Here is a 21,481-nt window from a genome sequence, read left to right on the forward strand (position 1 = left end):
TGATTACCGTCGCGTTCTCCCGAACTGATGTCTGGCGACCCTATCCTCGACCACTGACAATCGCCGAGGCCGTCGCATTCCGGCAACACGGCCTTCACAGAACGCGCGTCACAATGGGGAACCATGATCCGTTTCGAGCACGTCACCAAGCGGTACGCCGATGGCACCACCGCCGTCGACGACCTTTCCTTCGAGGTCGCCGAGGGTGAACTGGTCACGCTCGTCGGACCGTCCGGCTGCGGCAAGACGACCACCATGAAGATGGTGAACCGGCTGATCGAACCGACCGAGGGACGGATATTCCTCGACGGGGACGACATATCCGCCATCGACCCCGTCCAACTCCGGCGCCGGATCGGCTATGTGATCCAGCAGGTCGGTCTCTTCCCGCACCGGACGGTGCTGGAGAACACCGCCACCGTCCCCCATCTCCTGGGCTGGAAACGCGGAAAGGGACGGGCGCGCGCCGCCGAACTCCTGGATCTCGTCGGACTCGATCCTTCCGTTTATGGCGACCGCTATCCGGAACAGCTCTCCGGCGGACAGCGTCAACGCGTCGGCGTGGCACGCGCCCTGGCGGCCGACCCTCCCGTCCTGCTGATGGACGAACCATTCGGCGCGGTCGACCCCGTCGTACGGGAACGTCTGCAGAACGAATTCCTGAAGCTCCAGGCGCAGGTCCGCAAAACCGTGCTGTTCGTCACCCACGACATCGAGGAAGCCGTCCGGCTCGGCGACCGGATCGCCGTGTACGGGCAGGGCCGCATCGACCAGTTCGACTCCCCCGCCACCGTCCTGGGCGCCCCCGCGACTCCGTACGTCGCGGACTTCGTCGGCGCCGACCGCGGTCTGAAGCGGCTCTCCGTCACCCCCATCGAGGAGAGCGACCTGGAGCAGCCGCCGGTCGTCCACCTCGACGACCCCCTCGCCAAGGCGACCGGGCGCCTGCGGGCCGAGGGTGCGCGCTGGGCCGTCGTACTGGACGGCGAGGACAACCTGCACGGCTGGATCCCGGCCGGTGGCGCCGCCACCGCGGGGGGAACGGTCCGCGAGCACGCCCGCCGCATGGAGGCGTGGCTCCCCCTCGGCGCACCGCTCAAGCAGGCGTTCGCCACGATGCTCCAGCACGACGCGGGATGGATCGCCGTGATCGACGAGGAGAGCACCGGCCGCTTCCTCGGTGTCCTCACCCCCGCCCGCCTCCACGAGGCCCTGCGCCGCTCGATCGACGCCGACGCCCAGGACGTGCCGCGCGCCGAGGTCGCGGTGGAGACCGTGGCGGGCGTGGCGACGCCGGCCCCGTGACCGCACCGGCCCGCCCCCGCCGGGCCCGGAGCGCGGGGGCCGTCCGGCGCAACGGGCCTCCCGGCGGGCCTACGCTGGGCGTATGAGTACGTTGCGCGGACGCGGCACGGTGCAGGACCTGCCGGAGTGGGACCGCTGTGCGGTCATGGGAGTCGTCAATGTGACCCCCGACTCCTTCTCCGACGGAGGCCGGTGGTTCGACACCACGGCCGCGATCAAGCACGGCCTCGTGCTGGCCGGCGAGGGCGCCGACCTGATCGATGTCGGGGGCGAGTCGACCCGCCCCGGTGCCAGCCGGGTGGACGAGTCCGAGGAGCTGCGGCGCGTGGTCCCGGTCGTGCGGGGACTGGCCTCCGAGGGGGTCACGGTCTCCGTCGACACCATGCGGGCCCGCGTCGCCGAACAGGCCGTCGCCGCCGGCGCGGCGCTCGTCAACGACGTCAGCGGCGGTCTCGCCGACCCGGACATGGTCCCCGTCGTCGCCGCCGCGGACGTGCCGTTCGTCGTCATGCACTGGCGCGGCTTCAGCGAGTCCATGAACAGCAGGGCCGTGTACGGGGACGTCGTCGCCGAGGTCGTCGCGGAACTGCGCGAACGCATGGACGCCGTGATCGCGGGCGGAGTGTCCCCCGAACGGCTGGTGATCGACCCCGGACTCGGCTTCGCCAAGGACGCCTCCCACGACCTCGCGCTCGTCGCCCACCTCGCCGAGCTGCGCACCCTCGGACGCCCGCTGCTCGTCGCGGCCTCCCGCAAGCGGTTCCTCGGCCATGTCCTGGCCGGCGAGGGAGCCGCCCCGCCGCCCGCCCGCGAACGCGACGCCGCCACGGCCGCGATCTCCGCCCTGTCCGCCCAGGCGGGCGCGTGGGCGGTACGGGTGCACGAGGTACGGGCCACCGCCGACGCCGTACGGGTCGCCCGCGCCATCGAGGGAGCGGCGTGAGCGGGGCGCACGACGAGCACGCGGAGGCGGCCGCCGACATCGAGGCCGTCGAGCAGGCCAACACGGCGTTCTACGAGGCGATGGAGCGCGGTGACTTCGACACGCTCTCCGGCCTCTGGCTGCCGGGCGAGGACCTCACGATCTCCTGCGTCCACCCGGGGTGGCCGGTGCTCACCGGCCGCGGCGAGGTGCTGCGCAGCTATGCGCTGATCATGGCGAACACGGAGTACATCCAGTTCTTCCTGACCGATGTCGGCGTATCGATGACCGGCGACACCGCGCTCGTGACCTGCACCGAGAACATCCTCAGCGGCGGCCCGGCCGAGGAGGGCAACGCGCTCGGCCCGCTCGTCGGCCAGCTCGTCGTCGCGACCAATGTGTTCCGCCGCACACCCGAGGGCTGGAAGCTGTGGTCCCACCACGGTTCACCCGTATTGGCCGAAACCGGCGAGGAAGAGGACGAAGAGACACCCACCTGAGTGGGTACGCCTTCGTTGTGGGTTGGTTTCCCGGGTCCCGGGGTATGGGCGGCTACCAGCCCTCCGGGGTCCTGTCCAGAGCCCCACGGGCGAGCGGTGTCGGTGCTCGCGGGTAGATTCGAAAGAGGGCACTTCGCCGCCCGCACGCAGCCGGGTGTCCCAACGACCAACGACAGCAGGAGTGATTCGCGTGGATCGTGTCGCGCTGCGCGGCCTCAAGGCCCGTGGGCACCATGGTGTGTTTCCCAAGGAACGGGAAGAGGGCCAGACGTTCATCGTCGACCTGGTTCTCGGTCTGGACACCCGTCCCGCGGCGGCCACCGATGACCTGACGAAGACCGTGCACTACGGCGTGGTCGCGGAGGAAGTCGTCGACGTGGTCAAGGGCGAGCCGGTCGATCTGATCGAGACCCTCGCAGAACGTATCGCCCAGCAGTGCCTCAAGCACGAGGGCGTCCAGGAGGTCGAGGTGGTCGTCCACAAGCCGGATGCCCCGATCACCGTCCCGTTCGACGACGTGACCATCACCATCACCCGGAGCCGAGCATGACTGCATTTTCCACCGAGGGGCAGAGCGACCCGACCGTACAGCCGGTTCCCGCCGCCGTGGTCGAGCAGGTGGATGCCGCGGACATCACCCTCTCCAACCCGAAACGGGCCGTGATCTCCCTGGGCTCCAACCTGGGCAACCGCCTGGAGACCCTCCAGGGCGCCATCGACGCCCTGGAGGACACCCCCGGCCTTCGGGTCAAGGCGGTCTCCCCGGTGTACGAGACGGAGCCCTGGGGCGTCGCCCCCGGCTCCCAGCCCTCGTACTTCAACGCGGTGATCGTCGTGAAGACGACTCTGCCGCCGTCCTCCCTGCTGGAGCGCGGCCAGGCGATCGAGGAAGCCTTCGACCGCGTACGCGAGGAGCGCTGGGGCCCGCGCACCATCGACGTCGACATCGTCGCGTACGCCGATGTGGTCTCCGACGACCCGCAGCTCACCCTCCCGCACCCCCGCGCCCGCGAGCGGGCCTTCGTCCTCGCGCCCTGGCACGACGTGGACCCCGAGGCTGAGCTGCCCGGCGCCGGTCCGGTCGCCGACCTGCTGACCGGAATCGGTGAGGCCGGCGTACTCCCCCGGGCCGACCTGGAACTCCGTCTGCCCGAGTAGTCGTTAGGCTCGACGGACACCCACACAGGCATCCACGGACACCCGGCGGCGAAGGGCGGCTCTCTCGGTGAAGCAACTACGGCTCGGAGTGCTGGCCGGACTCTTCGCCGCCGCCGGCGTGCCGTCCTGGGGCGCGGCGCGGCTCTGGGACTCCCTGGGCACCCTGCCGAGCGTCCCGCTCGCGGCCCCGGTCGTGCTGGCGGCCATCGCCGTCATCCTGCTCGCGACGGCACTCTCCATCCGCACCCGCCTGCGGGCCCAGCGGGAGCGGCGCCCCGGCGCGAAGGGCGTCGAGCCCCTGATGGCGGCCCGCGCGGTCGTCTTCGGCCAGGCGAGCGCCCTCGTCGCCGCCCTGGTCTCCGGGATGTACGGCGGCACGGGCGTCTTCCTGCTCGGCTCCCTCGACATCCCGCCCCGCCGCGAACAGGCCATCTACGCGGGCTTCGCGGTGCTGGCGGGGATCGCCGTCATCGCCGCGGCACTCTTCCTGGAGCGCGTCTGCAAGCTCCCGGAGGACAAGGACGACGGGGACGACGACCGGAGCGCGGCGTCCGCCTAGGCGGACGCCGTCCGGCACCTTCCGTCAGCGCGCCATGATGAGGCTCATGGCCTCGGCGCGCGTCGCGGGGTCGCGGAGCTGTCCGCGGACCGCCGAGGTGATCGTCTTCGCCCCGGGCTTGCGGATGCCCCGCATCGACATGCACATGTGCTCGCACTCGATCACGACGATGACGCCGCGCGGCTCCAGGATCTCCATCAGCGACTCGGCGACCTGCGTGGTCAGCCGCTCCTGCACCTGCGGACGGCGCGCGTAGACGTCGACCAGCCGGGCCAGCTTGGAGAGACCGGTGATCTTGCCGCTGGTCGCCGGGATGTACCCGACGTGGGCGACCCCCCTGAACGGCACCAGGTGGTGTTCACAGGTGCTGAACACCTCGATGTCCTTCACCAGGACCATCTCGTCGTGGCCCAGGTCGAAGGTCGTCGTCAGGACGTCCTCGGCCTCCTGGTACAGCCCGCCGAATATCTCCTTGTACGCGCGCGCGACCCGGCCCGGGGTCTCGCGCAGGCCCTCACGGTCCGGGTCCTCCCCGACCGCGATGAGCAGTTCGCGTACGGCGGCCTCGGCCCGCTTCTCGTCGAACTGGCCGATCGTGCCCTCGCCGTCCAGCGTCACCGGGTCGGTCATCTGTCCTCGTTCCTCGTGCTGTCACATGCGCGAGCTTCGCGCAAACCTCGCAGGCATACGGAAAAGCCGCGCCCCCACAGGCTAAAACCTGGGGGGCGCGGCATCCATTCCGGGACCGGTGGGACGCCCGTGACGGGGGCCACACCGGAGTCGGTACGGGTCTAGCTCTCCGGACGCTCCTCCGGAATCGCCTCCGTTGCCGGGGTGATGTCCTTCGGTGCGATCTCCGCCGGGGCGGCCGAACCATTGGCGGTGGTGACGCCGTTGGTGAGGGCCAGCTCCTTGGGAGAGAGGACCGGCGGTCGCGTCGACGGCGTGCGCCGTGCGGAACCGGTCCAGGCCGGGCGGGCCGGGCGCTTGACGATCGGAGCGAAGATCTCCGCGATCTCCTCCTTGCCGAGCGTCTCCTTCTCGAGGAGTTCGAGGACCAGGGCGTCGAGAATGTCGCGGTTCTCGACGAGGATCTCCCATGCCTCGTTGTGCGCGGTCTCGATGAGCTTCTTGACCTCTTCGTCGACCAGCGCGGCGACCTCTTCCGAGTAGTCGCGCTGATGGCCCATCTCACGGCCCACGAACGGCTCGGTGTTGTCGCCACCGAACTTGATCGCGCCGAGCCGCTCCGTCATGCCGTACTGCGTGACCATCGCGCGGGCCGTGGCACTGGCCTTCTCGATGTCGTTCGCAGCGCCGGTCGTCGGGTCGTGGAAGACCAGCTCCTCGGCCGCGCGCCCGCCCAGCATGTACGCGAGCTGGTCGAGCATCTCGTTGCGCGTCGTGGAGTACTTGTCCTCCTCCGGGAGCACCATCGTGTAACCGAGGGCGCGACCGCGGGAGAGGATCGTGATCTTGTGGACCGGGTCCGACTGGGGAGAAGCCGCCGCGACCAGGGCGTGTCCGCCCTCGTGGTACGCGGTGATCTTCTTTTCCTTCTCGGACATGATCCGGGTCCGCTTCTGCGGACCCGCGACGACGCGGTCGATGGCCTCGTCGAGCATGGCGTTGTCGATCAGCTTCAGGTTGCTGCGCGCCGTGAGGAGCGCCGCTTCGTTCAGCACGTTCGACAGGTCCGCTCCGGTGAATCCGGGCGTCCGGCGGGCAACGGCGCCGAGATCGACGTCGTCCGCTACCGGCTTGCCCTTCTTGTGCACCTTGAGGATCTCGAGGCGGCCCAGCATGTCGGGCCGGTCGACCGCGATCTGCCGGTCGAACCGTCCCGGACGCAGCAGCGCGGGGTCGAGGATGTCCGGCCGGTTGGTGGCGGCGATCAGGATGACGCCGCCCTTCACGTCGAAGCCGTCCATCTCGACGAGCAGCTGGTTCAGGGTCTGCTCGCGCTCGTCGTGACCGCCGCCGAGGCCCGCACCGCGGTGCCGGCCGACAGCGTCGATCTCGTCGACGAAGACGATCGCCGGGGCGTTCGCCTTGGCCTGCTCGAAGAGGTCACGCACTCGGGAGGCACCGACACCGACGAACATCTCGACGAAGTCGGAACCGGAGATCGAGTAGAACGGGACGCCCGCCTCGCCGGCTACGGCGCGAGCGAGCAGCGTCTTGCCCGTACCGGGAGGCCCGTACAGCAGGACACCCTTGGGAATCTTGGCGCCGACGGCCTGGAACTTCGCCGGCTCCTGCAGGAACTCCTTGATCTCGTGGAGTTCCTCGACAGCCTCGTCCGACCCCGCCACATCGGCGAACGTCGTCTTCGGCGTGTCCTTGGTGATCAGCTTCGCCTTGGACTTGCCGAACTGCATGACCTTGGAACCGCCGCCCTGCATCTGATTCATCAGAAACAGGAAGACGACCACGATCAGAACGAACGGCAGCAGCGAGAGGAGGATCGAGACGAACGGGGACTGCTTCGACGGCGAGACGGTGTAACCCTTCTCGATGTCACCGCTCTCGAACTTCTCCTGCAGCGTGTCCGCCAGCTCGACGCCCTGGTTGCCGATATAGCTCGCCTGGAACTTGCTGCCGGACTCGCCCTCGAGCTTCTGGCCGTCCTTCAGCTCAATCTTGAGAATCTGTTCGTCACCGGTGGTCAGCTTGGCCTGCTCCACCTGGTCCTTGCTGATCGCCTGGATCACCTTGCCGGTGTCCACCGTCTTGTAGCCGCCAGACGAGCCGACGACCTGCATCAACACGACCACGGCGAGGACGGCCAGCACGATCCACATGACCGGCCCACGGAAGTATCGCTTCACGTCCATCCATACGGAGCGAAGTCGCCCCGTCCCTCCTGCCCGTAGGTAAATGCTGCTGTGAGAAAAGACTGTTCTTCGGACGGTACCCCAGCATTGTCACCCGCGACCGCCGGGGACGTCTGACAAATCCGCCTTCGAAGGCTCCAACGGCGCGAAGCCGGTGAGGGTTCCCCGCGGCCCGTCCGGGTTGGGAGGGCGGCCGGCCGGACGGCCGGCCGGGTGTCAGCCGCCGTAGACGTGCGGGGCCAGCGTGCCGACGAAGGGCAGGTTGCGGTACTTCTCCGCGTAGTCCAGCCCGTAGCCGACGACGAACTCGTTGGGGATGTCGAAGCCGATCCACTTCACGTCGATCGCGACCTTTGCGGCATCCGGCTTGCGCAGCAGGGTGCAGACCTCCAGGGAGGCGGGTTCGCGCGAGCCGAGGTTGGAGAGCAGCCAGGACAGCGTCAGGCCGGAGTCGATGATGTCCTCGACGATCAGGACGTGCCTGCCCTTGATGTCGGTGTCCAGGTCCTTGAGGATCCGGACGACCCCGGAGGACTGGGTGCCCGCGCCGTACGAGGAGACGGCCATCCAGTCCATGGTGACGGGGGTGGACAGCGCGCGCGCCAGGTCCGCCATGACCATCACCGCGCCCTTGAGGACGCCCACGAGGAGCAGATCCTTGCCCGCGTACTCCGCGTCGATCTTCGCGGCCAGCTCGACGAGCTTCGCGTCGATCTCTTCCTTGGTGAGGAGCACCGACTGAAGGTCGGTGCCCATGTCCTTCTCGTTCACCCGCGTCTCTTTCTTAGCCTGCCGGTCCGGAGTGCCCCGGGCCGGTCGGCCGTTTCGCCTGCACTTCAGCCGCTTGCGCCACAGCTCTGCCGAATGACCAGTCTGCCACCCTGCCGCAGAGCTTCGACGCGGCCCGGCAGGTTGATGGCGCGCTGGCCGCGCCATCCGGTGATGAGACGGTCGACTTCCTCGATATGACGGGCGAACAGTGAACCGGCGGGGGCCCCGGCCTCGATCAGCGCCCGGCGCAGCACCCTGCGGCGCACGGCGGGCGGCAGGACGTAGAGCTTGGCGCACTCCAGCTGCCCCGCGTCGTCGCGTACGGAACGGTCGGCCTCGGCGGCCCAGGAGTCGAGGGCGTCGGCATCGTCGCGGGAGAGCTGGGCCGTACGGGCGAGGGCTTCGACGACACCCTTGCCGAGCGCCTTCTCCAGGGCGGGCAGGCCCTCGTGGCGGAGCCGGGAGCGGGTGTAGGCCGGGTCGGTGTTGTGCGGGTCGTCCCAGACGGCCAGCTCCTGGGCCATGCATGCCTTGCGGGCGGTCTGCCGGTCGAGCTGGAGGAAGGGCCTGCGGTAGCGGCCGGCGGGACCCGAGGCGGCGGCCATCCCGGACAGGGAGCGGATGCCGGAGCCGCGCGCGAGGCCGAGCAGGACGGTTTCCGCCTGGTCGTCGCGGGTGTGGCCGAGCAGGACGGCAGCGGCGCCGTGGCGCTCGGCAGCGGCGTCCAGGGCCTCGTAGCGCGCGTCGCGGGCGGCGGCTTCGGGGCCTCCCTCACGGCCGACGTGCACGGAGACCGCCTCGACCGGGTCGAGGTCCATGGCACCGAGCCGGCTGACGACCTCGGCGGCGCGCAGGGCGGACCCCGGCTGGAGGTTGTGGTCGACGGTGATTCCGCCGGCCCGGACGGCGAGCTTGCGGGCCTCGAAGGCGAGGGCCGAGGCGAGCGCCATGGAGTCGGCGCCGCCGGAGCATGCCACGAGGACGAGCGGGGTATCGGGTCGTTCGGGAAGTGCGGAGCGCTGCCTGACCGTGCCGGCTCCGGCGTACGCGGCGCGGCCGGCCTTGTCGGTGTGGCGGTCGTATTCGGTGAGTACGTCGTGGAGTACGCGGCGAACCGCCAGGCGTATCGCTGCGACCGCAGGATGGGGACCCATGTCCGGTGCCCTTCGTGAAGTTTTTTCGGGGGGCGCCTCGGAGCGACGGAACGATGTGTTCCGTCACTCAGAGTGCGTCGATGGTGACAGAGCCAAGCTGTTCATCGAGCATTGCACGCCTTCCCATGCCCCAATGGTCCCTCGGATGGGTGATTGAAGGGGCATTCTTCGGCCTACGGGCGGGTCAAGATCACGACTCTGCCTTACGGTGCACCCTCGCGATCCAGTCCGCCGGTTTGGCGATCTCCGCCTTGGTCGGGAGGGTGTTGGGCGAGGTCCAGACCCGGTTGAAGCCGTCCATACCGACCTCGCCGACCACGGCGCTGACGAACCGCTCGCCGTCGCGGTACTGGCGGAGCTTGGCGTCGAGCCCCAGGAGCTTGCGCAGGGCCAGGTCGAGGCGGCCCGCGCCACGCGCCCTGCGCTGCTGGAACTTCTCCCGGATCTCGCCCACGGAGCCGACGACCTCCGGTCCCACGCCGTCCATCACGAAGTCCGCGTGCCCTTCGAGCAGGGACATCACCGCGGTGAGGCGGCCGAGGATCTCGCGTTGGGCGGGTGTCTGGACGATCTCGACGAGGCTGCGCTCGTCCTCGCCCTGCTCGCCCTCGGGGCGGCCCGCCCCGGACAGCGACTGGGCGGCCTCGCGCAGGCGCTCCAGGACGGTCATCGGGTCGACGTCCGTCTCGTCGAGGAACGACTGGATCTCACCCTTCAGATGGTCGCGGAGCCAGGGCACGCCGGTGAACTGGGTGCGGTGCGTCTCCTCGTGCAGAGCCACCCACAGCCTGAAGTCGTGCGGGTCGACCTCGAGTTCGCGCTCGACGTGCACGATGTTGGGGGCGACGAGCAGCAGTCGGCCACCGCCGTTCGCGGAGGCGGGGAGTTCACGGGTGGCGGGAGCGAAGGTCTCGTACTGCCCCAGCACCCGGGAGGCCAGGAACGACAGCAGCATGCCCAGCTCCACGCCGGTCACCTTGCCGCCGACCGCGCCGAGCAAGGCGCCTCCGGTGCCACCGGGGCGCCGGTCCTGCATCTTCTCCAGCAGGGGGCGGAGCAGTTCGCGGAAGCCCGCGACGTTGGCCCTGATCCAGCCGGCCCGGTCGACGACCAGAACCGGGGTGTCCTCCGGTTCGTGCCCCTCGGGAATCATCCGGGTGAAGGAACGGACGTGCTCCTCCGAAGCCTTGGCATGCCGGCGCAGCTCCGCGACGACGGCGCGGGCCTCCTCGCGGCTGATGTCGGGCCCCGGCCGTACGAGTCGGGTCGCGGTCGCCACCGCGAGATTCCAGTCGACCATCTCGGCACCACCGATGCTCGTCATGCGTCAACCGTACGTGAGGGGGTCGCCCCGTGGAGGGGTGTTGGACCGCTCATCGCGGGCCGTCGACGAGAGCGGTGGCCAGGGTGTCGAGCGAGGACTGGGCCTCGGACGGAGATGTCGTGCCGGTGGCGAGGAAGGCGAACGCAAGGAGGCGGCCCCGCGTGTCGACGACGGTTCCGGCGAGGGTGTTCACTCCGGTGAGGGTGCCGGTCTTGGCCCGGATCAGGCCGGTGCCGTGGGACGTCCCGGTGTAGCGGCCCTTGAGGGTGCCGCTGAATCCGGCGACCGGGAGGCCGGTGAGGACGGGGCGGAGTTCCGGGTGTCCGGGGTCGGCGGCGCGGGCCAGGAGGCCGGCGAGCAGGGCCGCGGTCACCCGGTCGTTCCGGTCGAGGCCGCTTCCGTCGGCAAGGTTCGCGCCGTCCACCGGCAGACCCAGCTTCTTCAGCTGTGCGGTGACGGCCCGTCGGCCGCCCGCGAAGTCGGGCCGTTCGCCCGTCGCCAGCGCCGTCTCGCGGACGAGGGCCTCGGCGATGTCGTTGTCGCTGTTGGTCAGGGCCCGTTCGACGAGCTGGGACATCGGCTTCGAGCGGTGGGTCGCGACCGTACGGGACTTGGCGGGGGCCCGGTGGCGGGCGGGCGCGGCCTCGGTGGCGATCCCGGCCTCGTCGAGCAGCCCGGCGAAGACGCGCGCGGCGTCCCCGGCCGGGTCGGCGGTGCGCGGGGCGGGCCCGTGGGTGCTGCCGTCCAGCCGGCCTTCGTCGATCATGAGGGCGCTGACGGGGGCGACGTTCTCGTTGGGGCCGATGGGGTGGAGCGGGGGGCCGGTGTAGCGGGAGGTGTCGTAGGTGAGCTCGACGGTGCTGATCTCCTGCTCCCGCAGGGCGTCCGCCGCGTCGTCGGCGAGGCGGCGGAGGGCGGCCTTGTCGAGGGTGGGATCGCCTCCGCCGACGAGCGTGAGCGTCCGCGAGTCCGCCGACGCCCGGACCGTCGTGGCGATGCGGTGGTCCGGGCCGAGGGCGCGGAGTGCGGCGACCGTGGTGGCGATCTTCACCGTGGACGCGGGGGTCATCGGGGTCCTGGTGCCCTGCCCGTACAACTGCTTCCCGGTGGCCGTGTCGATGACGGCGCCGGTGGGGCGGGTGCCGAGGGCGGGGCCGTTCAGCAGGGGGCCGAGGGCGGCGGCGAGATCGGCGGCGTCCTTCGGCGCCGTCCGGACGACGGGGCCGCCCAGTGCGCCGAGCACGGCCGGGGCGCTGGGCGCGGGCCGCGGCGCCGCGGGCGCCGGACGCTCGTGATGTGCGCCACCTGTACGTTCCCGGGCGACCACCCGGTCCCGCTCGGCCTTACGCTGACCGGAGTCCCAGGGACCGGCGGCGATGACGGCGCCGGTGGCGACGACCAGGCCGAGCACCGCGGAGCCTGCGACGAGCTGCCGGCTCTTCGACCCGTACAGCCGCTTACGGTTCTCCGGGTCTTTCAGCCTGTCCCACATGTTCAACGGACGGATCGACGGTTCTTCCACCGGCTCGGCCACCGTTGACCAGCCCCTTTCGCGAGCACCCATCTGCGTGGGGGACACTTAATCACCAGTCGTATGTGTTGATCATGGAGGAGCCACCCGTGGAGTTCGACGTCGTTATCGAGATCCCTAAGGGTTCGCGGAACAAGTACGAGGTGGACCACGAGACCGGCCGGATCCGCCTGGACCGTCGACTCTTCACCTCGACCAGCTACCCGGCCGACTACGGCTTCGTCGAGAACACCCTCGGCGAGGACGGCGACCCGCTGGACGCGCTGGTCATCCTGGAGGAGCCGACCTTCCCCGGTTGCCTCATCAAGTGCCGCGCCATCGGCATGTTCCGGATGACGGACGAGGCCGGCGGCGACGACAAGCTGCTGTGCGTCCCGGCCTCCGACCCCCGGGTGGAGCACCTGCGCGACATCCACCACGTGTCGGAGTTCGACCGCCTGGAGATCCAGCACTTCTTCGAGGTCTACAAGGACCTGGAGCCCGGCAAGTCCGTCGAGGGCGCCGACTGGGTCGGCCGTACCGAGGCGGAGGCCGAGATCGAGGCGTCCTACAAGCGCCTTGAGGCGCAGGGCGGCGCGCACTGACGTAACACTTCCGCTTCCGCTCGGACCGGTTGGTCCGACGCGAGCCGGGGAACGGGCGGCACACCTTCGCTGGTGTGCCGCCCGTTTCGCGTCCCGGGCCATGTCCGTGCCCATACTGGGCACGAGACAGAGCCCTGGGCGCAGCCGAGGAAGCAGCCGATGAGGAGCGAGGTCGAGTGGTGGCGGAACAGGGCGGTCCGGAGGACCAGAAGCCCCAGTCCGACGAGGCACGCAGCGCCTTCGTGCCACCCGCGGGCGTGGACCAGCCCGCCGCGCCCGTCGAGGACGACCATCCGACCTCGGAGTTCGCTCTTCCGGCCGGTCTGCACACCGAGCCCTCGGGGGCTCCTGGCGCGGGCTCCGGAGCAGGTTCCGGTTCGGACACGCTGACGTCCGCCTTCGTACCGCCGCGCGCCTACAGCTCCCAGCACGCACCGCCCGCCTTCACCCCGGCGCACGGCAGCCCGATGATCCGGCTGACCAAGGAAGCGCCCTGGCAGGACCGGATGCGCACCATGCTGCGGATGCCGGTGACCGAGCGGCCGGCGCCCGAGAGCATCCAGAAGACCGACGACACCGGCCCGGCCGTACCCCGTGTGCTCGACCTGACGCTGCGTATCGGGGAGCTGCTGCTCGCGGGCGGCGAGGGCGCCGAGGACGTCGAGGCGGCCATGTTCGCGGTGACGCGTTCGTACGGCCTCGACCGGTGCGAACCGACCGTCACCTTCACGCTGCTGTCCATCTCGCACCAGCCGTCGCTCGTCGACGACCCGGTGACGGCGAGCCGGACCGTACGCCGTCGCGGCACGGACTACACCCGCCTGGCGGCCGTGTTCCGGCTGGTCGACGACATCACGACCGAGGACGTCGAGGTCTCGCTGGAGGACGCGTACGGGCGTCTCGCCGAGATCCGCCGTAACCGGCATCCGTACCCCGGCTGGGTGCTCACGGCCGCCGCCGGTCTGCTGGCGGGTTCGGCCTCGGTGCTGGTCGGCGGTGGCGTGCTGGTCTTCGTGGTGGCGGCGGCCGGCGCCATGCTCGGCGACCGGCTGGCCTGGCTCTGCGCGGGGCGCGGGCTGCCGGAGTTCTACCAGTTCCTGGTGGCCGCGATGCCGCCCGCGGCCATGGGCGTCCTGCTGACGCTGACGCACTCCACGGACATCCGCCCGTCCGCGGTGATCACCGGTGGGCTGTTCGCGCTGCTGCCGGGGCGGGCCCTGGTGGCCGGTGTGCAGGACGGCCTGACCGGCTACTACATCACCGCCGCCGCCCGGCTCCTGGAAGTCATGTACTTCTTCATCGGCATCGTGACAGGAGTGCTGCTGATCCTCTATCTGGGGGTGCAGCTGGGGGTCGGACTGAACCCGGAGGCGCGCTTCGTGGCCGTCGACCGGCCGGTGCTCCAGATCCTGGCGTCGATGGCGCTGAGCCTGTGCTTCGCGCTGCTGCTCCAGCAGGAGCGCTGGACCGTCCTCATGGTCACCCTCAACGGGGGCGTGGCCTGGATCATCTACGGGGCCATGGCCCGCACGGGCGACATCTCACCGGTCGCGGCGACGGCGGTGGCGGCCGGGCTCGTGGGGCTCTTCGGCCAGCTGTTCTCGCGCTACCGGTACACCTCGTCGCTGCCGTTCATCACGGCGGCGATCGGACCGCTGCTGCCCGGTTCCGCGACGTACTTCGGGCTGCTGGGCGTGGCCCAGGGGGAGCTGGACGCGGGGCTCGCCTCCCTGTCCACCGCGGTCGCGACGGCGCTGGCCATCGCGATCGGGGTGAACCTGGGAAGCGAGATCTCGCGGCTGTTCATGCGAGTGCCAGGGGCCGTCGGCGGGGCGAACCGCCGTGCGGCCAAGCGGACCCGCGGCTTCTGAGCCGGCGGGCCGCCGGGTCAGCGCTTGGCGTGCCGGCCGCGCTGGCCGGAGGAGGGGCTCCCGCCGGCGGCCGGACCGTCGCCGTCCTGGCCGCGCGCGGCTTCCTTCTTCGACTTGCTGCGGGCGCGCAGGAACTCGATGGCGATGGGCAGCACCGAGACGAGGACGATCAGGATGAGGATCAGTTCGATGTGCGCGTGCACGAAGTCGATCTTGCCGAGCATGGCTCCGAGCACGGTGACACCGACGCCCCAGAGTATCCCGCCGATGATGTTGAACGTGATGAACGACCGGTAGTTCATCCGGCTCACACCGGCGATGATCGGCGTGAACGTACGCACCACGGGAACGAAGCGGGCCAGCACCAGGGACTTCGGGCCGTACTTCTCGAAGAACTCGTGGGCCTTCTCGACGTTCTCCTGCTTGAAGAGGCGGGAGTCCGGCCGGGTGAAGAGGGCCGGGCCCACCTTCCGGCCGAAGAGGTAGCCCACCTGGTCGCCGATGATCGCGGCCAGCGCGACCAGGGTGCAGACGAGCCACAGCGGGGTCGTCAGCTTCCCCGTCGTCACGAGCAGCCCCGTGGTGAACAGCAGGGAGTCGCCCGGCAGGAAGAAGCCGATCAGCAGTCCGGACTCGGCGAAGACGATGGCGAGGACGCCGATCAGGCCGAACTGGTTGATCAGATAGTCCGGGTCCAGCCAGCTCGGGCCGAGCGCAAGCGTATTCAAGGGTCCGGGCTCCAGGATCGATCGATGGCGGCTGCGTGGCCGCCCCAAGCTATCAACGCTGCGGGACGCCTCCGGGTTCCAACGGCGTAGGCGGACATGCGCAGGGAGCGAACCGGGGCAAAGCTGTCCCCAGGAGGTGCCACAACCATGGGCATTGAGGACTACGGCGGCGGACAGACGGCTCAGGCCGATGTGCTCATCGTCACCACGAACGACGTTCCCGGCCACCAGGTGACCCAGGTGATCGGAGAGGTATTCGGTCTCACCGTGCGCTCGCGGCATCTGGGCAGCCAGATCGGCGCCGGACTGAAGTCGATGATCGGCGGCGAGCTGAAGGGGCTGACCAAGACCCTGGTCGAGACCCGCAACCAGGCGATGGAGCGGCTCGTCGAGCAGGCCAGGTCGCGGGGCGCCAACGCGGTGCTGATGATGCGGTTCGACGTGAGCGAGGCCGCCGACGTGGGTACGGAGGTCTGCGCGTACGGGACGGCGGCGGTGATCAGCAAGCTGTGACCGGTACGGGGGCGGGCGCCCCACCCCCGTACCGGCCTGCGGACACGGTTACGCCCGGCGCTCGGCGTTGGCGTCGATAGCGTCCCGCAGGTGCTCGGCCAGGCCCGGCCGCATCGACTCGTAGTAGGCGCGGAACTGCGGGTCCGAGACGTACATCTCGCCCAGCCCCCGGTGGATCGTGAGCGTGCACTCGTAGAACCATGTGGTGATGTGCTGCCGGTGGGCCTCGGCCAGATCCATCGCGCGTTCACCGGTGGCCGGCTCGCCCGCCTCCATCAGGGCGTCGTAGCGCTCGCCCCACTCGGCGACCTCCGCCTGCATCCGCTTCCAGTCGTCCTTGGTGTAGCGGGCGACCCTGCGCTGCGACTCGGCGTAGGTCTCGGTGCCGCCCCAGCGGCGCTCGGACTCCTCCGCGTACGCCTCCGGGTCCTTGCCCCCGAAGACCTCGAACTTCTCCTCGGGTGTGAGGTTGATGCCCATCTTCTTCGCCTCCATGGCTGTTTCGACGGCGGCGGCCATCTTCCGCAGTTCGGCGATCCGGCTGGACAGCAACTGGTGCTGGCGGCGCAGGTGTTCCTGCGGGTCCGCTTCCGGGTCGTCGAGCAGGACCGCGATGCCGTCGAGCGGAAAGCCGAGCTCGCGGTAGAAGAGGATCTGCTGCAGCCGGTCGAGGTCCCCATCGTCGTAACGGCGGTGACCGGCGTGGCTGCGCCCACTGGGCGACAGCAGGCCGATTCCGTCGTAGTGGTGCAGCGTGCGCACCGTGACTCCGGCGAATCCGGCGACCTGGCCCACGGAGTGGCTCACGGCTCCCCGCTCCCTTCTGTTGCTCGGTACGCGTCCCAGCCTGGGTCCTGACGCCACGTGAGGTGCAAGCCGGAAATCGCGCGCCCCTGTGAGCATTACAAGGCGTATGCGTCTTTTACGCCCTTATGGTGAGCCGATGGCCCCTGAATCACCTTCCCCCGCGCCCCCCGCGCCCGCGCCGGCCCGTCGGCTGCTGGCGGCCCTCGTGCCCGCCCTCGCCGTGGGAGTGGCCTCCGCACTCGTACTCCTCGGCATCAGCCTGCTCGCGGACCAGCTCGAGGACGTGCTGTGGGACACCATCCCCGACGCGCTCGGCATCGGCGGGTTCTCTTCGCTGTGGATGATCGTCGTGCTCACCGTGACCGGCCTCGCGGTCGGCCTGGTCGTCCGCACCGTCCACGGGCACGCCGGTCCCGACCCGTCCACCACCGGCCTGGTGGACACCCCGATGGCGCCCGGCGTGATCCCCGGCCTGCTGGTGGTGACCGTACTGTCGCTGGCGGGCGGGGTGAGTCTCGGGCCCGAGAACCCGATCACGGCCACGAACATCGCGCTGGCCTTCTGGCTCGGCCGCCGTGTGCTGCCCGGGGTGCCCGGGGAGATGTGGCTCTTCCTCGCGGCGGCCGGCACCATCGGCGCCCTGTTCGGCACACCGGTGGCAGCGGCGCTGATCCTCTCCGAGGCCCTCGCCGAGCGCCCGGGGTCCGGGGCGCTCTGGGACCGACTCTTCGCCCCGCTCGCCTCGGGGGCCGCGGGTGCGCTCACCATGACCCTGACGGCCCATCCGAGCTTCGACCTCTCGCTGCCCGCATTCACGAAGCCGAGCTGGGGCGACCTGGCCTCCTCGGTCGTCATCGCCTCCGTGGCGGCCCTGCTCGGACTGGCGGCCGTGTACGCGTTCCCGGTCGCCCACCGGCTGTTCCGGGCGCTGAAGCATCCGGTGCTCGCGATGACGCTGGGCGGACTGGCGCTCGGCCTCCTGGGTGCGCTGGGTGGCCATCTCACGCTCTTCAAGGGGCTCGAGCAGGTGAAGGAGCTCGCCGCCGACCCGGGCAAGTGGACGGCCGGGGAGTTCGCCGTCATGGCGGTGGTGAAGTTGGCGGCCCTGGTCATCGCGGCGACCTGCGGATTCCGGGGCGGGCGCATCTTCCCCGCCATCTTCGTCGGCGTCTCGCTCGGGCTCTGCACGCACGCCCTGGTCGATTCCGTACCGCCCGCGGTGGCCGTGTCCTGCGCGGTGCTGGGCATCCTGCTGGCCGTGACCCGTCAGGGCTGGCTGAGCCTGTTCACCGCCGCCGTCCTGGTCAGCGACGCGGCGGTACTGCCCCTGCTCTGCATCGCCTCGCTGCCGGCCTGGCTGCTGGTGACCGGGCGGGCGCAGATGCAGCTGCACGAGGACGGCACGCCGCTGAAGTGAGGCGCCGGTCCGGCACACCCACCCGACGCGCCGATTGAGGCAATTATCCGTATCGTCGCATTCGTGCGGTCGCGTCCGGTCGGTATCCGGTCGGGCGGAGACCCCTCCGCCACCGCGAGCCGAGAAGGGCTGCCAGCCGATGCCGCTTCACAAAGGTGCCCACGGGCACGAGGACGAACCCCCCGAGGAGCTGCGCAGGCTGGCCCTCAACCCGTTCTTCGGCGAAGCCGATCCGGCTGCCGGGATGACCTCGGCGCCACCCAGGCACCGGCTGCCTGACGGGCCGATGCCGCCGTCGACCGCGCACGGCCTGGTGCGCGACGAGCTGATGCTCGACGGCAACGCCCGGCTGAACCTCGCCACCTTCGTCACCACCTGGATGGAACCCCAGGCCGGCGTGCTGATGGGTGAGTGCCGCGACAAGAACATGATCGACAAGGACGAGTACCCGCGCACGGCCGAGCTGGAGCGACGCTGCGTGTCGATGCTCGCTGACCTGTGGCACGCGCCCGACCCGGCCGCCGCCGTGGGCTGTTCGACCACGGGGTCCAGCGAGGCGTGCATGCTCGCCGGGATGGCGCTGAAGCGGCGCTGGGCGGCGCGGAACGCCGACCGCTACCCGGCGACCGCCCGGCCCAATCTGGTGATGGGCGTCAACGTGCAGGTCTGCTGGGAGAAGTTCTGCAACTTCTGGGAGGTCGAGGCCCGGCAGGTCCCGATGGAGGGCGGTCGCTTCCATCTCGACCCGCAGGCCGCCGCCGAGCTCTGCGACGAGAACACGATCGGGGTGGTCGGGATCCTCGGCTCCACGTTCGACGGTTCGTACGAGCCGATCGCGGAGCTGTGTGCGGCGCTGGACACCCTCCAGGAGCACACCGGCCTGAACATCCCCGTCCATGTGGACGGGGCGTCCGGGGCGATGGTGGCGCCGTTCCTCGACGAGGACCTGGTGTGGGACTTCCGGCTTCCCCGCGTCTCGTCGATCAACACCTCCGGGCACAAGTACGGCCTCGTCTACCCCGGGGTGGGCTGGGCGCTGTGGCGCACGGCCGCGGAACTGCCCGAGGAGCTGGTCTTCCGGGTGAACTACCTGGGCGGCGACATGCCGACGTTCGCCCTGAACTTCTCCCGGCCCGGCGCGCAGGTGGTGGCGCAGTACTACACGTTCCTGCGGCTGGGGCGGGAGGGCTACCGGGCGGTGCAGCAGGCGTCGCGGGATGTGGCACGCGGGCTGGCCCTCAAGATCGAGAGCCTGGGCGACTTCCAACTCCTCACCCGCGGCGACGAATTGCCGGTGTTCGCGTTCACGACGGCGCAGGACGTGAAGGCGTACGACGTCTTCGACGTGTCGCGGCGGCTCCGGGAGCGGGGGTGGCTGGTGCCGGCGTACACCTTCCCGGCCCACCGGGAGGATCTGGCCGTGCTGCGGGTGGTGTGCCGCAACGGGTTCTCCTCGGACCTCGCGGATCTGCTGGTGAACGACCTCCGGTCGCTGCTGCCCGAACTTCGGGCCCAGCGGCATCCGTTGAGCCATGACCACGGCGTGCCCACGGCGTTCCACCACTGAGGGCCAGGGACCGAAGGCTCTCCTCGCTCACCTGCCGTACGGGCCGGTGCCGACGACGGCACCCGGCCCGTACGGGTCAGCCGTCCAGATTCCTGAAGCGGGCCACCGCCAGGGGCAGGAACACCGCGGTGAGGGCCAGCGGCCAGGCCACGGCCAGCAGTTCGGCGTGGTCCGAGGCCCAGGTACCGCCCGCTCCGCCCGGGTTGCCGAACAGGTCGCGTACCGCCGTGGCCGTGGCCGACATCGGGTTCCACTCGACCACCGCGCCCAGCCAGCCCGGCATCGACTCCGGAGTGGCGAAGACGTTGGAGAGGAAGCCCACCGGCCAGACCAGGATCTGCACGGCCTGCACCATCTCCGGCTTGCCCGCGACCATGGCCAGCTGGATGCCGATCCAGAGCATCGCGAAGCGCAGCAGCAGAAGCAGCCCGACCGCACCCAGGGCCGCGGCCACGCCGTTGTGCCAGCGCCAGCCGACCGCGTAACCGACACCGATCATCACGGCGAGCGCCGCCACCGACTGGAGCATGTCGGCGACGCTCCGGCCGACCAGTACCGCGCCCGAGACCATCGGCATGGAGCGGAAACGGTCGATGACGCCCTTGCCGAGGTCCTGGGTGACGGCGAGCATCGTCCCCTCCAGGCCGAAGGCCATGGTGAGCGCGAGCATGCCGGGCACCAGGAACTCGGTGTTGTCCCCCTCGACGCCCTGGCCGCCACCGACCAGGTAGTTGAACATCAGGAGCAGCATCACCGGGAAGACCAGGCCGACCACGACCTGGACGGGCTGCCGCGCCCAGTGCGCGAGTTCGCGCCGGGTCATCGTCCAGGAGTCGGCCAGTGCCCAGCCGAGGCGCCCCGTCCCCGTGACCTTCGCCGTCGCCTTCACCGTTGCCGCGCCCGCGCTCATGCCGCCACCTCCGCGTCGTCCGGCGTCCGGTCCGTGAGGGACAGGAACACCTCGTCCAGGGTCGGGCGCCGCACCGCGATGTCCTCCGCCACGATGCCCGCGCCCTCCAGTGCCCGTACGGTCCGGGTCAGTGCCGCCATCCGGTCCGGGGCGGGCGCGTTGAGCAGGCGCCTGTCCTCGTCCACGACCACGCCGTCCCCGAGGAGCACGGCCGCTTCCCCGAGCCGGGCCGCGTCCCGCAGCACCACGTCGATCCGGTCGCCGCCCACCATGGCCTTCAGCTCGTCGGCCGTCCCGTCCGCGATCGACCGGCCCCGGTCGATCACCGAGATCCGGTCGGCCAGCTGGTCCGCCTCGTCCAGGTACTGGGTGGTCAGCAGTACGGTCGTGCCGCCGCCGACCAGGGAGCGCACCGCGCCCCACACCTCCGCCCTGCCGCGCGGGTCCAGACCGGTCGTGGGTTCGTCCAGGAACAGCACCTCCGGGTCGGTGATCAGCGAGGCGGCCAGGTCGAGCCGCCGCCGCATGCCTCCGCTGTACTGCTTGACGGGCTTGCGGCCGGTGTCGGCGAGCCCGAACCGTTCCAGCAGCGCGTCCGCGCGGGCACCGGCCCTTCGCGCGCCCAGGTGGTACAGCCGGCCGAACATCTCCAGGTTCTGCCGCCCGCCCAGCTCCTCGTCCACCGCCGCGTGCTGCCCGAGCAGGCCGATCCGCCGCCGGACCTCGCCCGCCTCGGTCCGTACGTCGAGTCCCGCCACCTCGACCCGGCCCCCGTCGTGCCGCAGGAGCGTCGACAGGATGCGTACGGCCGTGGTCTTGCCCGCACCGTTGGGGCCGAGCACGCCGTGCACGGTCCCACGGCCGACGGTGAGGTCCAGCCCGTCCAGGGCGTGCTTGTCCCCGTACCGCTTGTGAACGCCTTCTACGACGATCGCGTCGGTCACACTCTCCACCCGTCCTCGTGTAGTCAAACTTGACTAGATGGATGAAGGTAACTCGCCCCAACTCATTCGTCAAACTTGA

21 protein-coding genes are annotated in these 21,481 nt (G+C 70.4%); 11 read left to right on the forward strand and 10 right to left on the reverse strand.

All coding sequences use genetic code 11. From position 1 onward, the window contains the following. Positions 1–123 precede the first annotated feature (123 nt). From OG230_RS15935 to OG230_RS15960, 6 genes are all read left to right on the forward strand, one after another. Positions 124–1,305, forward strand: coding sequence for an ABC transporter ATP-binding protein (locus OG230_RS15935; protein WP_328910879.1), 1,182 nt, complete (start codon positions 124–126; stop codon positions 1,303–1,305). An 82-nt stretch (positions 1,306–1,387) separates the two neighbouring features. Continuing rightward, the gene (folP, locus tag OG230_RS15940) at positions 1,388–2,248 is read left to right on the forward strand and encodes a dihydropteroate synthase (RefSeq protein ID WP_443051561.1); all 861 of its coding nucleotides are present in this window, start codon (positions 1,388–1,390) and stop codon (positions 2,246–2,248) included. Then, positions 2,245–2,727: a nuclear transport factor 2 family protein gene (locus tag OG230_RS15945; RefSeq protein WP_328910880.1), complete on the forward strand. Its 483-nt coding sequence runs from the start codon at positions 2,245–2,247 to the stop codon at positions 2,725–2,727. Before folP ends, OG230_RS15945 begins: the two co-directional genes overlap by 4 nt. A gap of 190 nt (positions 2,728–2,917) precedes the next feature. Further along, positions 2,918–3,277, forward strand: a complete 360-nt coding sequence (gene folB / locus OG230_RS15950; RefSeq protein ID WP_328910881.1) for a dihydroneopterin aldolase — start codon at positions 2,918–2,920, stop codon at positions 3,275–3,277. Beyond that, positions 3,274–3,885 carry a 2-amino-4-hydroxy-6-hydroxymethyldihydropteridine diphosphokinase gene (gene folK, locus OG230_RS15955; RefSeq protein WP_328910882.1) on the forward strand — a complete coding sequence of 204 codons (612 nt, stop codon included), beginning with the start codon at positions 3,274–3,276 and terminating at the stop codon, positions 3,883–3,885. The genes folB and folK overlap by 4 nt, the downstream gene beginning before the upstream one ends. 67 nt (positions 3,886–3,952) lie before the next feature. After that, positions 3,953–4,444 carry a DUF3180 domain-containing protein gene (locus tag OG230_RS15960; protein WP_328910883.1) on the forward strand — a complete coding sequence of 164 codons (492 nt, stop codon included), beginning with the start codon at positions 3,953–3,955 and terminating at the stop codon, positions 4,442–4,444. A gap of 24 nt (positions 4,445–4,468) precedes the next feature. Here OG230_RS15960 and folE read toward each other — a convergent pair whose 3' ends face one another. The 6 genes from folE to dacB form a co-directional block, all read right to left on the reverse strand. Then, positions 4,469–5,074 carry a GTP cyclohydrolase I FolE gene (folE, locus tag OG230_RS15965; protein WP_328910884.1) on the reverse strand — a complete coding sequence of 202 codons (606 nt, stop codon included), beginning with the start codon at positions 5,072–5,074 and terminating at the stop codon, positions 4,469–4,471. Between the two features lie 161 nt (positions 5,075–5,235). After that, positions 5,236–7,281, reverse strand: coding sequence for an ATP-dependent zinc metalloprotease FtsH (gene ftsH / locus OG230_RS15970; protein ID WP_328910885.1), 2,046 nt, complete (start codon positions 7,279–7,281; stop codon positions 5,236–5,238). A 216-nt stretch (positions 7,282–7,497) separates the two neighbouring features. Beyond that, positions 7,498–8,037 carry a hypoxanthine phosphoribosyltransferase gene (gene hpt / locus OG230_RS15975; RefSeq protein ID WP_328911420.1) on the reverse strand — a complete coding sequence of 180 codons (540 nt, stop codon included), beginning with the start codon at positions 8,035–8,037 and terminating at the stop codon, positions 7,498–7,500. 80 nt (positions 8,038–8,117) lie between these two features. Then, entirely contained in the window at positions 8,118–9,206 is a 1,089-nt protein-coding gene (gene tilS, locus OG230_RS15980; RefSeq protein ID WP_328910886.1) for a tRNA lysidine(34) synthetase TilS, read from the reverse strand. Positions 9,207–9,396: 190 nt separating this feature from the next. Next, entirely contained in the window at positions 9,397–10,530 is a 1,134-nt protein-coding gene (locus tag OG230_RS15985) for a zinc-dependent metalloprotease (protein WP_328910887.1), read from the reverse strand. A gap of 49 nt (positions 10,531–10,579) precedes the next feature. After that, a complete protein-coding gene (gene dacB, locus OG230_RS15990) occupies positions 10,580–12,064 on the reverse strand; it encodes a D-alanyl-D-alanine carboxypeptidase/D-alanyl-D-alanine endopeptidase (RefSeq protein WP_328910888.1) in 1,485 nt (494 codons plus the stop codon). An 86-nt stretch (positions 12,065–12,150) separates the two neighbouring features. On the opposite strand from dacB, the gene OG230_RS15995 reads away from it, so the two are divergent. Then, complete coding sequence (locus OG230_RS15995; protein WP_014155500.1) at positions 12,151–12,645, forward strand: inorganic diphosphatase; 495 nt, start codon at positions 12,151–12,153, stop codon at positions 12,643–12,645. 176 nt (positions 12,646–12,821) lie between these two features. Next, positions 12,822–14,516: a threonine/serine ThrE exporter family protein gene (locus OG230_RS16000; protein ID WP_328910889.1), complete on the forward strand. Its 1,695-nt coding sequence runs from the start codon at positions 12,822–12,824 to the stop codon at positions 14,514–14,516. A 17-nt stretch (positions 14,517–14,533) separates the two neighbouring features. Here the strand turns inward: OG230_RS16000 and OG230_RS16005 are convergent, their stop codons facing one another. After that, on the reverse strand, positions 14,534–15,244 hold the full coding sequence (locus OG230_RS16005) for a DedA family protein (protein WP_328910890.1): 711 nt from the start codon (positions 15,242–15,244) through the stop codon (positions 14,534–14,536). A gap of 147 nt (positions 15,245–15,391) precedes the next feature. Here OG230_RS16005 and OG230_RS16010 point away from each other — a divergent pair, with 147 nt between their 5' ends. Further along, positions 15,392–15,757 carry a YbjQ family protein gene (locus OG230_RS16010; protein WP_328910891.1) on the forward strand — a complete coding sequence of 122 codons (366 nt, stop codon included), beginning with the start codon at positions 15,392–15,394 and terminating at the stop codon, positions 15,755–15,757. A gap of 48 nt (positions 15,758–15,805) precedes the next feature. Here OG230_RS16010 and OG230_RS16015 read toward each other — a convergent pair whose 3' ends face one another. Continuing rightward, positions 15,806–16,564, reverse strand: coding sequence for a MerR family transcriptional regulator (locus OG230_RS16015; RefSeq protein ID WP_328910892.1), 759 nt, complete (start codon positions 16,562–16,564; stop codon positions 15,806–15,808). Positions 16,565–16,700: 136 nt separating this feature from the next. Between OG230_RS16015 and OG230_RS16020 the strand changes: the two genes are divergently transcribed. Next, on the forward strand, positions 16,701–17,981 hold the full coding sequence (locus OG230_RS16020) for an ion channel protein (protein ID WP_328910893.1): 1,281 nt from the start codon (positions 16,701–16,703) through the stop codon (positions 17,979–17,981). Between the two features lie 139 nt (positions 17,982–18,120). Then, a complete protein-coding gene (locus tag OG230_RS16025) occupies positions 18,121–19,548 on the forward strand; it encodes a glutamate decarboxylase (protein WP_328910894.1) in 1,428 nt (475 codons plus the stop codon). Positions 19,549–19,624: 76 nt separating this feature from the next. Here the strand turns inward: OG230_RS16025 and OG230_RS16030 are convergent, their stop codons facing one another. Together OG230_RS16030 and OG230_RS16035 are read right to left on the reverse strand one after the other, a co-directional pair. Further along, positions 19,625–20,458: an ABC transporter permease gene (locus tag OG230_RS16030; RefSeq protein ID WP_328910895.1), complete on the reverse strand. Its 834-nt coding sequence runs from the start codon at positions 20,456–20,458 to the stop codon at positions 19,625–19,627. After that, positions 20,455–21,402 (reverse strand): ATP-binding cassette domain-containing protein, encoded by a 948-nt coding sequence (locus OG230_RS16035; RefSeq protein ID WP_328911421.1) that lies wholly within the window; start codon positions 21,400–21,402, stop codon positions 20,455–20,457. Before OG230_RS16035 ends, OG230_RS16030 begins: the two co-directional genes overlap by 4 nt. Positions 21,403–21,481: the final 79 nt, after the last annotated feature.

Origin of the sequence: Streptomyces sp. NBC_00234, from assembly GCF_036195325.1 — a bacterium.
Lineage (GTDB): Bacteria > Actinomycetota > Actinomycetes > Streptomycetales > Streptomycetaceae > Streptomyces.